Origin of the sequence: Pseudolysinimonas sp. (assembly GCF_049651805.1) — a bacterium.
In the GTDB taxonomy this organism is placed as follows: domain Bacteria; phylum Actinomycetota; class Actinomycetes; order Actinomycetales; family Microbacteriaceae; genus Pseudolysinimonas_A.
The window spans coordinates 17,488-30,369 of sequence record NZ_JBASCU010000034.1 but is presented as its reverse complement, the minus strand read 5'-3'; the positions used below and the strand labels follow the sequence as shown (position 1 = coordinate 30,369).

Below are 12,882 nucleotides of genomic sequence, written 5' to 3'. Positions count from 1 at the left end.
CGATCGACTGCGTCACCGCCCCCCGCCGCAACGGACCCCGCTTCATCGACGACACCGAACGCGCCCGCGCCGAAGCCATCATGAAAGACCCCCGCACCACCGAACAACTCACCCACGACGCCCTCGTGGAAATGGTCCGCATCGCCGCAGCCGCCGACCCCGGGCGACTGTTCGGATCCCGCAAACCGGCCGTCAGAGTCCACGTCGACGCCCGCGACCTCCAGAAGCGCGAAGGAGCCGGGCACCTCGAAGGACAAACCGTCGCCGTCTCCATCGCCACCGTCGAACGCCTCGCCTGCACCGACGGCTACATCCCCGTCATCTTCCAACCCGGCGGCCCCATCGACGTCGGCCTCACCCAGCGACTCTTCACCCCCCGGCAGCGCATCGCCCTCGCCGCGATCTGGGGCGGCTGCGCCCACCCCGACTGCGACCGACCCCCCTCCTGGTGCGAAGCCCACCACGCCCTCGAATGGGACAACGGCGGCCCCACCGACATTCGAAACGGGGTCTTGCTGTGCCGCTTCCACCACATGCTCACCCACAACATGGGCTGGACCATCCGACCACCCGACACCCCCAACGGGAAATGGCTCATGTATCCACCACCCGGTGGACCCGGCATCCGAAAGCCGATCGAACTCACCAGCAAGAACCCACTGCGGCGAAAGCAGTAGCGCTCGGGCCCGAGGGAGAGCTCCGCCCGTTTGCCGGGCTACTTCTGCTCGGAGACGTCGATGCGGGCGATGCCCTTATCGAGGTCGAGCAGCGGTTCGCCGGGCGCCGGGGCGGGCGCGGGCAGTTCGGTCTGGCGCTCCTGCTCCAGCAACGCCTCCTGGCGGCTCGGGGCGAACAAGCCCTCGATCGGGCCCAAGATGTTGCCGGCCGACCGCAGCCCATCCTTGCCCTTCGTGGAGAAGTCCATGAAGCCGGCGACCTGGCCGATCACGCACACCACGACGATTGCCACCGGCACCGCGACCCACCAGATCCACTCCACCGGCACAGGATACCGGGCGAGGCGGGGAGGCCTCCTAGCGCAACGGAACGATGAGCGGTCGGCCGTCGATATCGACCACCCGCACGGCGAGGCCGTACACCGCCGAGATCGCGTCCGCTGTCAACACCCACGACGGCGCGCCCGCAGCCACCAGGCGGCCCGCCGACAGCAGCGCCACCCGGTCGGCGACCGCCCCGGCGAGAGACAGGTCGTGCACCACCACCACCACGGCGCGACCCGCGCGGGCGAGGTCGCGGGCGATGCGCAACACGTCCTCCTGATGCCGCAGATCGAGGGCTGCGGTCGGCTCGTCGAGGAAGACGATCAGCGTGTCCTGCGCGAGCACCCGCGCGAGCGACACCCGCGCCCTCTCGCCGCCCGACAGCTCGGTGAATCGCCGTCCCGCCAGGTGCGTCACGTCGGCACGGGTCGCCGCCGACGCGATCGCCGCCGAGTCCCCCGCGATCTCGTCCGTGCGGATCCACGGCGCTCGCCCCATCGTGATCACGTCGATCACCCGGAACGGGAAACTCAGCGAATTGTCCTGAGTGAGCACCGACCGTCGGCGCGCCAGCTCCAGCGGCGAGAAGGAACGGATGTCGCGGTCGTCGATCATCACCGTGCCCGACGCCGGCGCCCGCTCGCCGCTCAGCACCGACAGCAGGGTCGACTTGCCGGCACCGTTCGGGCCCACCAGGGCGAGAACTTCACCCGGCTCGACATCGAGCGAGATGTCATCGAGAACGGTGCGGCCGTCGAGGGTGACGGTCAACCCCGTCGCGCGGATCAGCGGCGCGCCCGGCCCGCTCACGCCCAACCCCCCGACCGGCGCCGCTGACGCCACAACAGGAAGAAGAAGAACGGCCCGCCGACGAGGGAGGTCAGCATCCCGATCGGAAGCCCCGCCCCGGGAACGATCGTGCGCGCCAACAGGTCGGCGGCGAGGATCAGCACCGCCCCGCCGAAGGCCGACGCCACGATCAGCCCGCGATGCCGGGGGCCGAGCAGCATCCGCATGATGTGGGGCACAACAAGGCCGACGAAGGCGATGATGCCGACGAACGCCACCGCCACGCCGGTGAGCAGCGCGACGAGCACGATCGAGGCGATGCGCAGCCGCTCCACGTCGAGGCCGAGATGCCGCGCGTTGCGTTCCCCGAGGGCGAGCAGGTCGTACCGCCGCCCCAACAGGACCGCGGCCAGAACGCCCACGACGGCGACGACCGCGACGACGACGACCTCCCGCCACAGCGACCCGTTGAGGTCGCCGAGCTGCCAGAACACGATTTGTTCGCGGCTGGCCGTGTCGGCGACGAAGAGCACGAACGCCAGCCCCGCCCCCGCGAAGGCGTTCACGGCGATGCCGGTGAGCAGCAGCGTCACCACCTCGGTGCGACCGTTCGCGCGCGACACCAGGTAGACGAGCAAGGTCGCGAGCAGACCGCCCGCGAAGGCGAACACCGCGATCGCGTAGTCACCGAGCGCCGCAACGCCGATCACGATCGCGATCGCCGCGCCCAGCGCCGCACCCGCCGAAACCCCGACCACCCCCGGCTCGGCCAGCGGGTTGCCGAAGATGGCCTGCATCACCGCGCCCGCGGCGGCGAGCGCCGCGCCCACCAGAATCGCCATCACGATGCGCGGGAACCGGATCACCCACAGCGTCGACTCGGTGATCGGGTCGTCGGGTGCCCACCCGTTCGGGATGCCGCCCGCCCGCAGCAGCGAACCGATCACCTCGGCAGGCGTCACCGGGAACTGACCCAACAATGCCGACGCGAGGATGCCGCCCAGCAGCAGGGCGCCGAGCGCGACGCCGACGATCACGCGGGTCAGAGAAGTGCGCGTCACGGGACCCGGTACAACCATTCGTCGGTCGCGAACTTCGTCGCGACCAGCTCGGTCGCTCGCCCGAGCTCCCAGTCCGTGAGCGCGCCCTCGGTCAGACCGTGCAGCCCGCGGAAGGTCTCTACCATCCGCTCGATGATCTGCTCCCGGGTCATGCCGGTCTGGCTGCGCAGCGGATCGACCCGCTTGTTGGCCGACTTGGTGCCCTTGTCGCTGAGCTTCTCGCGGCCGATGCGCAACACCTGGGCCATGCGGTCGCCGTCCATGTCGTAGGCCATCGTGACGTGATGCAGCACGCCGCCGTTGCCGAGCCGCTTCTGGGCTGCTCCGCCGATCTTGCCGCTCGGCGAGGCGATGTCGTTGAGCGGCACGTAGCTCGCGTCGATGCCGAGGCTCTGTAGCGCCTGCACCGCCCACTCGTCGAAGAAGGCATACGAGTCGGCGAACGACATGCCCTGCACGAGGTCGATCGGGGCATAGATCGAATAGGTCACCGCCCCCGCCGGTTCGATGAACATGGCACCCCCGCCCGAGATGCGGCGCACCACCGGGAAGCCGTACTCCGCGGCGTTCACGGGGTCGACCTCGTTCTTCACCGACTGGAACGAACCGATCACGACGGCCGGCGACGCCCACTCCCAGATGCGCAGGGTCGGGGCCCGGCGACCCTCGCCGACCTCCTCGGCGAGCACCTGGTCGAGGGCGAGGTGCATGAGCGGGTCGAGCGGGCCGGGATGCACCAGCTGCCACGCGTAGTCGCTCCACTGGGTGGCACGCTTCACCGCTCGGCGCACCGCGGTCGCGATCGAGTCGGCCGAGAAGCCCAGCAGCACGGCACCCTCGGGCAGCGCGGCGGTGACCGCGGCGGCGATGTCGCTCGCCTCGCTCGTGACCGGCAGCCCGGTGAGCGCGGTGTCGATCGCCGGCAGCGCGTCGTCGGGCTCGAGGAAGAAGTCGCCCGAGACGCGCACGTTCGCCAGCCGGCCGTCGGCGACATCGAGGTCGACCACGACGAGTTTGCCGCCGGGCACCTTGAACTCCCCGTGCATGTCGTCCTCCCAGCGCCCTCGGGTGGGCGTAGGCCAGCCTAACTTCCGGCGGGGGTTTCGAGCCTGGTGTCGAGCCACTCCACCAGGTCGGCGATCACCTCTTCGCGGTTGATCTCGTTGAACATCTCGTGGCGACCCTCGTCGTAGATCTTCACCGTGACATCCGTCACGCCTCCGCGGGTGCGGTAGGCCGTGGCGAGCAGTTCGACGCTCTTCGGCCCGCCGAGCGGATCTTCGCTGCCGATCAGGATGAGCAGCGGCAGATCGCGGTTGAGCCTCTTCGGGCGGCCCATCAGCCGCAGCGCTTCGCTCAGCCCGAACAGCTTCGCGACCTTCGCATCGAAGGTGAGTGGATCGGCGGCGAACCGGGTCCACACGTCGGGGTCGCGGCTCAGCCACTCGGTGCCGGTGCCGCCCCCGCCCGCGGGCCGGTGTCGCTTCGACAGGTCGCCACCGTTCATGTGCCGCAGCGTGCGGTACGGCGTTCCGGAGAGCACCGCGGCGGAGTACGGCGACGCATCGTCGTTGAGCATCATCTGCGCGAAGATCGAGCCGAGGCTGTGCCCCAGCAGCACGAGGGGCAGCTTCGTGTGTTCGGCGTGGGCGATGCCGGAGAGCTGCCGGATGCCGGCGATCGTCGCCCGCACCCCTCCGGGGCCGAGTCGGCCGAGCTTTTTGGTGTCGTGCCCCCACTGCTGCAGCCCCGTCTGCCCGTGTCCGCGCAGGTCGCCCGCGTACACCGTGTAGCCGGCGGCGACGAGCGCCTGCGCGAGGTCTTCGTAGCGGGTCGCATACTCGCCGACCCCGTGCACGATCTGCACGACCCCTTTGGGGTGACCGGCGCGCCACTCGTAGTAGTGGATGGTGACGCCCTCGGCATCCTCGAACGTGTAGTCCCCACGTGCTGCGGTGAACTTGGGCATCGTCGCCTCCTTGATGTTCCTCATCGTACGTTCGCGGGGCGCACCGCGAGAATGGCGCTTTCCCGCAGCCGTCAACTCTCGCGCGTGATCTCCACGGTCACGAACAGCCGGCTGCCGTAGGGGCCGGCGTAGACGCCGCGGAGGGGGGCGACATCCGCGTAGTCCCGGCCCCGGCCGACGGTGACGTGCCGGTCGCCGATGTCGATGAGGTTCGTCGGGTCGTAACCCTTCCACGCACCGCAGAACCATTCGACCCAGGCGTGCGACTCGCCCGCGATCGTCATGCCGATCGGCGCGTCGGGCTGCGGGTGCAGGTAGCCGCTCACGTAGCGGGCCGGGATGCCGACCGCGCGCAGCGCGCCGATCGCGAGGTGGGTGATGTCCTGGCAGACGCCCTTCTTGTGCTCCCAGGCTTCGGCGGCCGTCGTATACACACTCGTCGCACCCGACACGTACTCGATGCGGGCGCCGATCGCCTGGCAGATCGCGAGTGCAGCGTCGCACGGCGATTCGGCCGTGGCGACGATCTCGCGGGCGAGGTCGACGACCTCGGCCGGCGGTCGCGTGCGGTGGGTCTGGCCGAGCTGCTCGACGTACTCGGTCGCCGTCTCGATCTCGTCGGCGAGGGCGGTCCACTCGAGCCCTTGCTCGGGATGGTCGCGGTCGCGCACCTCGACCAGGCTGGTTGCCGTCAGCGAGAGTTCGGCGTGCGGGGTGAGGATCTCGAACGACGACACCCGGGTGCCCCAGTAGTCGACGTAGGAGTGGTGGCTCGAGATCGGCAGGATCTCGAGGTTGGAGAAGAGCACCAACTGCCCGTCGGCACTGACCGGCAGCATCCGCGCCTCGTTGTAGGAGGCGGTGACCTCGCCGTCGTAGTGGAAGCCCGTGATGTGCTTGATGCGCAGCCGCTTCACGTGTTCTCTCCCACCCAGGCGGCGACGTCGTTCGTCGGGAAGTAGCGCTGGCGGATCGCCTCGCTCACCGCCGTCGTGGTCTTCTGCACGGCATCCATATGGGTCGGCAGGTCGGCGATGAGGTCGATGACCGGGCGGTACTCGAGTTCGCTGCGGATCTGGCCGAGCAGCCGCTGCGCGTGGTCGCTCACCCCGAAGCGGTCGGCGCGGGGTTCGATCTCGCGCAACTGCTGCTCGGCCCGCGTCACGGAGTAGAGGATGCTGCGCGGGAACAGCCGGTCGAGCAGCAGGAACTCGGCGGCCTTCTGTGCGCTCGGCACCCCGCGGTAGGTGCGCAGGTAGGCCTCGTACGCGCCGACGCTGCGCAGAATGGTCGTCCACGACGGGCCCGAGGCCTCGGTGAGGCTGCGGGTCGCGAGCAGCCGGGCGGTCATATCGGCGCGTTCGATCGACCGGCCGAGGGTGAAGAACCGGTACGCCTCATCCCGGTTGGTGGCCGACTCGACGATGCCGACGGCGAGCGCGGAGCGTTCGCGCACCCAGGTGAAGAACTCGTGCACCTTGTCGCTGGCGACCTTGCGCGGCATCCGGGCCCGCGTGGTGTTGAGCACCTCCCACAGTTCGGTGTTGACGACCTCGCGCGCGCGGCGGGCGTTCTCGCGGGCGGCGTTCAGCGAATAGGCGATGGATGCCGGCTGGTTGCGGTCGACCGCGAGGATCGTGAGCACGTCGCTGCGGGTGACCTCGGCATCCTCATCGACCTCAGTGCCCATCACCGACAGCAGCGACCGGCAGGCGAGGTTCTCTTCGATCCACGGATCCTCGAGCAGCAGTTGCAGGTGCACGTCGAGGATCCGCGCCGTGCCATCACTGCGCTCGATGTATCGGCCGATCCAGAACAGGCTCTCGGCGATGCGGCTCAGCATGCGGTACCTCGACACCCGTCATAGAGGGTTCTGTGGCGTTGGGGAGCCCCGTGCGCGGGGGTCTCTGGGGCCAGAGAGGGTTCTATGACGCGAAGTCGCTGCTGCTGCTGCTGCTGCTGCTGTTGCTGCTGGTCCTGGCGGGGGGAGTCGGCGGGGTTGTGGTCTTGCAGGTGCGTCTCGGCCGAGATGACGGGAATGGATGTCGTCACCGCGGCCTGGTCGGCGACGAGCCCGCCGATGTCGTGCTCGAGGGTGCGCAGCGGGTCGAGGCCGACGACCCAGGTGTCTTTCGACCCCCCGCCCTGCGAGGAGTTGACGACGAGCTGACCTTCCGGCAGCGCGACGCGGGTGAGGCCACCGGGAAGCACCCAGACCTCAGTGCCGTCGTTGACCGCGAAGGGCCGCAGGTCGGCGTGGCGGGGTCGCAACCCGTCTTCGACGAGAGTCGGGATCGTCGAGAGCTGCACCACGGGTTGGGCGATCCAGCCGCGCGGGTCGGCCCGCAGGTGCACCCGCAACTCGTCGAGCTCTTCCTTCGAGGCGTCGGGGCCGACGACGAGACCCTTGCCCCCGGATCCCGCGACGGGTTTCACGACCAGCTCGTCGAGGCGGTCGAGCACCTCCTCGAGCGCACCGGGGTCTTCGAGGCGCCAGGTGTCGACATTCGGCAGGATCGCGTCTTCGGCGAGGTAGTACCGGATGAGGTCGGGCAGGTAGGTGTAGATGAGCTTGTCGTCGGCCACCCCGTTGCCGACAGCGTTGGCGATCGTGACGTTGCCGAGCCGGGCGGCGAGCATGATCCCCGGCGAGCCGAGCATCGAGTCGGCGCGGAACAGGAGCGGGTCGAGGAATTCGTCGTCGACCCGACGGTAGATCACGTCGACCCGGGTCGGGCCGGCGGTCGTGCGCATCCACACTCGCCCGCCAGAACAGAACAGGTCGCGCCCCTCGACCAGTTCGACGCCCATGAGCCGGGCGAGCAGGGTGTGTTCGAAGTAGGCCGAGTTGTAGACCCCGGGGGTGAGCACGACGACGACCGGATCTTCGACGCCCTCGGGTGCGGCCGCGCGCAGTGCGCCGAGCAGCCGGTGCGGGTAGTCGCCGACCGGGCGCACCCGCATCGACATGAACAGCTCGGGCAACGTCTGCGCCATCACCCGGCGGTTGGAGATGACGTAGGAGACACCCGAGGGGACCCGCACGTTGTCTTCCAGTACCCGCCAGGCGCCCCGCTCGTCGCGGATGAGGTCGATGCCCGACACCTGGATGCGCACTCCGTTTGCCGGCTCGATGCCCGCCGCCTCGCGGTGGAAGTGCTCGCTCGATGAGATGAGGCGCGCCGGGATGACGCCATCCTTCACGGCACGCTGTTCGCCGTAGACATCCGCCAGGAAGCGCTCGAGCGCGAGCACCCGCTGCTTGACGCCCGCCTCGACGGTCACCCACTCCGCCTGCGGAATGACGCGCGGCACCGCGTCGAGCGGGAACGGCCGCTCCTCGCCGGCGAAGTCGAAGGTGACGCCCTGCGCGAGGTACGACGACGCCAGTGCCTCGGTGCGTCCGCGCAGCTCGGCCTGGGTCATGCGGGCGAGCGTCGTGTGGATCTCGCGATACGCGTCGCGGGCGTTCGACTCTGACGCGTCGGCGATGTCGGAGAACATCTCGTCCCACGGCGGAGCGCCCCGTCGCCGGGTGGCGGTGGCTCCGTAGCCGTCGAACAGGTCGCCCATGCTGCGAGCCTAGGGGCGGGATGTTGCGGTGGTGTTTCGATACGCGTCGCCGGGGGCGGCGCTACTCAACCCGCACCTCCGACCGGCGTGTTTCGGTCAGCGCGCCGGTCGAGGCCCGCACCACGAGCTCGGGCTGGAAGACGATTCGACGCGGCGGCAACTCGGGCTCGGCTGCCTCTTCCCGCAGGATGCGCAGAGCCGTCGCCCCGATCTCGTGACGCGGCTGCCGGATCGATGACAGCGGCACGACCGCGGCGCTCGCGAAGTCGATGTCGTCGAACCCGATGAGGGAGATGTCGTCGGGCACGCGCGCGGCGCCCGACATCACGAGGGCCTGCAGGAGACCGACCGCGACGAGGTCGTTGGCGGCGAAGATCGCGTCGGGCCGCTCGGCGCGGGCGACGAGGCGCTCGCCCAGCACCCGGCCCTCGATCACGGTGAGTGCGTCGGTCTCGCACACCTCGAGGGTGGCGTCCGGCACCGCGGCGATCGCGGCCCGGGCCCCCGCGAGTCGGTCGGAGACCTGGCGGATCTCGAGCGGCCCGCCCGCGAAGACCAGCCTCCGCCGGCCCGTGGCCAGCAGGTGTTCGACCGCGAGCCGGCCCCCCGCGATGTCGTCGACCGAGACGGAGCTGACCCGGGCATCCCGGCTCTCGCGGTCGACGAGCACGACCGGCGTGCCGCGGTCGCGCAGTTGCCGCAGCCGGTCTTCGATGTCGCCGTAGGGAGAGATGAGCACGCCGTGCACGCGCTGCTCCTCGAAGAGGTCGAGGTAGCCCGACTCGCGCTGCGCGTCTTCCGAGGAGTTGCCGAGGATGACCGAGAGCCCGAACTTCGCCGCCTCGTCTTCGGCGCCGCGGGCGACGTCGGTGAAGAAGGGGTTGCGCACGTCGAGCACGACGAGCCCGACGGTCGTGCTGCGACCCGCTCGCAGCTGGCGCGCGGCGTCGTTGCGCACGTAGCCGAGTTCGGCGATCGCTGCCCTCACTTTGGCCGTGGCCTCCGGCGAGACGCGCGGCGAGCCGTTGAGCACATTGGAGACGGTGCCGACCGAAACACCTGCGAGAGCGGCGACGTCGCGGATGCTGCTCGCGCGGGTGGTGGTCACGCTGCTATCCTGACCTCTGAAACGATTCATTAAGGAACTTCAATGACGAACTTCGCCGACGTCTCCGACCGCCTCGCCGAGCAGGCGATCGAACTGCCCTCGTGGGCGTTCGGCAATTCCGGTACCCGGTTCAAGGTCTTCGCCCAGCCGGGGGTGCCGCGCGACCCGTTCGAGAAGATTGCGGATGCCGCCCAGGTGCACAAGTACACGGCACTGTCGCCGAGCGTCGCGCTACACATCCCGTGGGACAAGGTCGCGTCGTACGCCGACCTGAAGAAGCACGCCGAAGACCACGGCGTCGCCCTCGGCACGATCAACTCGAACACGTTCCAAGACGACATCTACAAGCTCGGCAGCCTCACCCACTCCGACGCGAAGACCCGCCAGACGGCGATCGACCACCACTTCGAGTGCATCGACATCATGGGCGAGACCGGCTCGCGCGACCTCAAGATCTGGCTCGCCGACGGCACCAACTACCCCGGCCAGGACGACATGCGGGGCCGTCAGGACCGCCTGACCGATTCGCTGCAGAAGATCTACGAACGCATCGGCGAGGGCCAGCGGCTCGTGCTCGAGTACAAGATCTTCGAGCCCGCGTTCTATCACATGGATGTTCCCGACTGGGGCACCAGCTACGCCCAGGTGGCCGCGCTCGGGGACCGCGCGACCGTCTGTCTCGACACCGGCCACCACGCCCCGAGCACCAACATCGAGTTCATCGTCATGCAGCTGCTGCGGCTCGGGAAGCTCGGCTCGTTCGACTTCAACTCGCGCTTCTACGCCGACGACGACCTCATCGTCGGCGCGGCCGACCCGTTCCAGCTGTTCCGCATCATCGTCGAGGTGATCCGCGGGGGCGGGTACGGCTCCGACGGCGACACCGCCTTCATGCTCGACCAGTGCCACAACATCGAAGACAAGATCCCCGGCCAGATCCGCAGCGTGCTCAACGTGCAGGAGATGACCGCGCGGGCGCTGCTCGTCGACCGGGCGGCGCTGTCGGCTGCCCAACTCGCCGGCGACGTTCTCGCTGCTCACGGCATCCTGATGGACGCCTTCTACACCGACGTGCGCCCGATGCTCGCGTCGTGGCGGGAAGAACGCGGTTTGCCCGCCGACCCGATGGCGGCCTACGCCGAGTCGGGGTATGCCGCCTCGATCATCGAGGGCCGCGTCGGCGGGGCGCAGGCGGGCTGGGGGGCCTGAGCCTTACCGGCCGGCTTGCCGCAGCTGATCCTCGAGGTTGAAGACCTGCTCGAGCACCGTGAACCCCTCATCGGGCGAGCCATCGAGGGCCACGAAGAACGGTGCCATGTCGGCCTGCCACCGCGCATTGACCTCGGTCTCGGCCATTCCGCGCAGCACGTCGTCGAGCGTCGACTCCGACTCGAAGTAGCCGATCAGCAGGCCGTCGTCGCGAAGAAACAGCGAGTAATTGCGCCAGCCCGTCGCGGCCAGCGCATCGAGCATCTCGGGCCAGACCGCCGCGTGGCGCGCCCGGTACTCGTCGAGGTGATCCCGGTGAACCTGCAGCTGGAAGCAATAGCGGTTCATCGAGCGACCTCCGGCACGACGCCCTTCTGTGGATCGCCGAGAGGCACCGCGTCGAGGAACCACACGTCGTAGGGGCGCTCGAGCAGGTCGGCGTTGAGGTCGTTCAGCCGGGCGAGCGGGGCGCCGGCGGCGTGAGCGTCCAGATCCTCTCGCGTCGTCCAGCGTTCGACCATCACGACCACGTCACCGTCTTGTTCGAGGTGCGCGGCGTAGAGCTCGCAGCCGGACTCGCGGTGGACGAGAGGCGAGACCTCGCGGAACGACTCGATCACGTCGCGCCCCCGACCGGGTTTCGCAGTCAGCACCGCAACAACCGAGACGGCCACGTCACACCGTCCGGAAGTCGAGGCCGAGCAGTGAGGCTGCGGCGCGATAGGTGCCGGATCGGTGACCGAGGGAGAGGCTCCAGTGATGACCGATTCCGGTCGCCGACCACTCGTCGACCCACTCGCCGGGATCCCGACCGAAATCGACCCGGCTCGTGGTGTTGCCGATCGCGAGCAGGGGGCCGGGAACGACGGTGCCCTCCGACGCGACGAACGACAGGCGACCGTCACGATCCTGGCCGAGACCCAGCAGCGTGACCGGCCCGGGCCGCACATCGAACTCGACCGAGACACCCCATCCACGCTTGCCGTGGTAGACCCCCAACCCCCGCAAGAGCGGATCTCGCGACGAGACCGCGAGGTGGGCCGGGCCATCGTGGCCCATCTCGACGACGTTGTCCTCGAAGTTGAGCGCCTGGATCTCGCAGAACGACCCACCTGCGCCGACGACCTGGGTCGCGAGCTGGGCGACGGTCGTGCGCAATTCGTACTCGCCGGTCGCGGGGATCCCGCGCGCCGTCAGGAACGAGGCGCCCAAGATCATCCCGGCGCCGAGCCGTTCGTGTTGTTCTCCCGCGAGCCCGCGGTGATAGTAGGCGAGCGAGTCGAGCTCGAAGTCCTCGACCAGGCGGTCGAGGCCGACCGAGACCCGGGCCCCCCAGGCGAAGTCCTCCTCGACGACCGTGTCGTCAAGGGTGAAGATCTGGCGCGCCAACTCCATCCGGTCCGCCGTCTCGCGGTCGGTCACCTCCTCGACGCGCACCCGCAGATCGTCGAACTCGAGCACCTCGACGTGCGAGCCGAAGGTCGTGGGCAGCAGCGTGAGGTCGGTGGAGACGTCGAGCATCCCGGGGTAGACGTGGCCCATCAGCCCGTGCCGGGCGTGGCGCAGAGCGGCTCGCACGTGCGCGGCACTGATCCACTCCTCGATCCGGCGCCAAGCCGACTCCTGCCGCAGCCATCCCGACACAGACCGGAACTCGATGCCGGCACGGCGGAAGACGTTGCCGACCTCGGGCACGGGGCACTGGCCGCAGTAGGCGAGCCAGGCGCCGGTGTCGAAGTTGGCGTGGTCCATCTTCTCGGTCGGCTGCAGGTCGATCACGAGCACCGGCGCACCCGACCGTTGAGCGATCGGAAGGACCATCGAACTGGTGAGGTAGGTCGTCAGAAAGAGCACGATGAGGTCGCAGTCCGCCTGACGCAACTGTTCGCCGACGCGGGCGCCCTCCTGCGCATCCGAGACGAACCCGACGTCGGTGACCTCCGCATCCATCGCCGAAAAGCGCTCGGAGACGTATCGTGCGGACTCCTGCAGTTGCGGCAGCAGACCGGGGAACTGGGGCCAGTAGGTGCCCAGGCCGCCGGCGACCAGCCCGATCCGCGGCTTTCGGCGTTCCTTCGGGGGAAGGAGCTTCTGGGTCGCGGTGCGGGTGGTCGACATGTGGTCCTCCAGATGGGCGTCCCCGTGGAACGCGAACGAGTGAGGTCCGGCGGC

The 12,882-nt window shown here is 69.3% G+C and carries 14 protein-coding genes; 2 read left to right on the top strand and 12 right to left on the bottom strand.

Features of this window, described 5'->3' with window-relative positions:
• A partial coding sequence (locus WBL06_RS09020; protein WP_424455658.1) for a DUF222 domain-containing protein occupies window positions 1-677 on the top strand: 677 nt, incomplete at its 5' end.
• Window positions 678-715: 38 nt separating this feature from the next.
• Here the strand turns inward: WBL06_RS09020 and WBL06_RS09015 are convergent.
• The 9 genes from WBL06_RS09015 to WBL06_RS08975 all read right to left on the bottom strand — a co-directional run bounded on the left by WBL06_RS09015 (window position 716) and on the right by WBL06_RS08975 (window position 9,501).
• The gene (locus WBL06_RS09015; RefSeq protein ID WP_424455657.1) at window positions 716-1,000 is read right to left on the bottom strand and encodes a hypothetical protein; all 285 of its coding nucleotides are present in this window, start codon (window positions 998-1,000) and stop codon (window positions 716-718) included.
• 34 nt (window positions 1,001-1,034) lie between these two features.
• Window positions 1,035-1,811, bottom strand: a complete 777-nt coding sequence (locus WBL06_RS09010; RefSeq protein WP_424455656.1) for a heme ABC transporter ATP-binding protein — start codon at window positions 1,809-1,811, stop codon at window positions 1,035-1,037.
• Entirely contained in the window at window positions 1,808-2,869 is a 1,062-nt protein-coding gene (locus WBL06_RS09005) for a FecCD family ABC transporter permease (RefSeq protein ID WP_424455655.1), read from the bottom strand. The genes WBL06_RS09010 and WBL06_RS09005 overlap by 4 nt, the downstream gene beginning before the upstream one ends.
• Window positions 2,848-3,897 (bottom strand): lipoate--protein ligase family protein, encoded by a 1,050-nt coding sequence (locus tag WBL06_RS09000; RefSeq protein WP_424455654.1) that lies wholly within the window; start codon window positions 3,895-3,897, stop codon window positions 2,848-2,850. Before WBL06_RS09000 ends, WBL06_RS09005 begins: the two co-directional genes overlap by 22 nt.
• A 38-nt stretch (window positions 3,898-3,935) precedes the next feature.
• Window positions 3,936-4,820: an alpha/beta hydrolase gene (locus tag WBL06_RS08995; RefSeq protein WP_424455653.1), complete on the bottom strand. Its 885-nt coding sequence runs from the start codon at window positions 4,818-4,820 to the stop codon at window positions 3,936-3,938.
• A 71-nt stretch (window positions 4,821-4,891) separates the two neighbouring features.
• On the bottom strand, window positions 4,892-5,737 hold the full coding sequence (locus tag WBL06_RS08990) for a transglutaminase family protein (RefSeq protein WP_424455652.1): 846 nt from the start codon (window positions 5,735-5,737) through the stop codon (window positions 4,892-4,894).
• Complete coding sequence (locus WBL06_RS08985) at window positions 5,734-6,663, bottom strand: alpha-E domain-containing protein (protein WP_424455651.1); 930 nt, start codon at window positions 6,661-6,663, stop codon at window positions 5,734-5,736. The genes WBL06_RS08990 and WBL06_RS08985 overlap by 4 nt, the downstream gene beginning before the upstream one ends.
• On the bottom strand, window positions 6,657-8,393 hold the full coding sequence (locus tag WBL06_RS08980; protein WP_424455650.1) for a circularly permuted type 2 ATP-grasp protein: 1,737 nt from the start codon (window positions 8,391-8,393) through the stop codon (window positions 6,657-6,659). The genes WBL06_RS08985 and WBL06_RS08980 overlap by 7 nt, the downstream gene beginning before the upstream one ends.
• 61 nt (window positions 8,394-8,454) lie before the next feature.
• Window positions 8,455-9,501: a LacI family DNA-binding transcriptional regulator gene (locus tag WBL06_RS08975; protein WP_424455649.1), complete on the bottom strand. Its 1,047-nt coding sequence runs from the start codon at window positions 9,499-9,501 to the stop codon at window positions 8,455-8,457.
• A 42-nt stretch (window positions 9,502-9,543) separates the two neighbouring features.
• Here WBL06_RS08975 and rhaI point away from each other — a divergent pair, with 42 nt between their 5' ends.
• Window positions 9,544-10,710: an L-rhamnose isomerase gene (rhaI, locus tag WBL06_RS08970; RefSeq protein ID WP_424455648.1), complete on the top strand. Its 1,167-nt coding sequence runs from the start codon at window positions 9,544-9,546 to the stop codon at window positions 10,708-10,710.
• Between the two features lie 3 nt (window positions 10,711-10,713).
• Here rhaI and WBL06_RS08965 read toward each other — a convergent pair whose 3' ends face one another.
• The 3 genes from WBL06_RS08965 to WBL06_RS08955 are packed head-to-tail and all read right to left on the bottom strand — an operon-like array spanning window position 10,714 to window position 12,828.
• Window positions 10,714-11,058, bottom strand: coding sequence for an L-rhamnose mutarotase (locus WBL06_RS08965; RefSeq protein ID WP_424455647.1), 345 nt, complete (start codon window positions 11,056-11,058; stop codon window positions 10,714-10,716).
• A complete protein-coding gene (locus WBL06_RS08960; RefSeq protein WP_424455646.1) occupies window positions 11,055-11,384 on the bottom strand; it encodes a putative quinol monooxygenase in 330 nt (109 codons plus the stop codon). Before WBL06_RS08960 ends, WBL06_RS08965 begins: the two co-directional genes overlap by 4 nt.
• 1 nt (window position 11,385) lies before the next feature.
• Window positions 11,386-12,828, bottom strand: a complete 1,443-nt coding sequence (locus tag WBL06_RS08955) for an arabinose isomerase (protein WP_424455645.1) — start codon at window positions 12,826-12,828, stop codon at window positions 11,386-11,388.
• Window positions 12,829-12,882 lie beyond the last annotated feature (54 nt).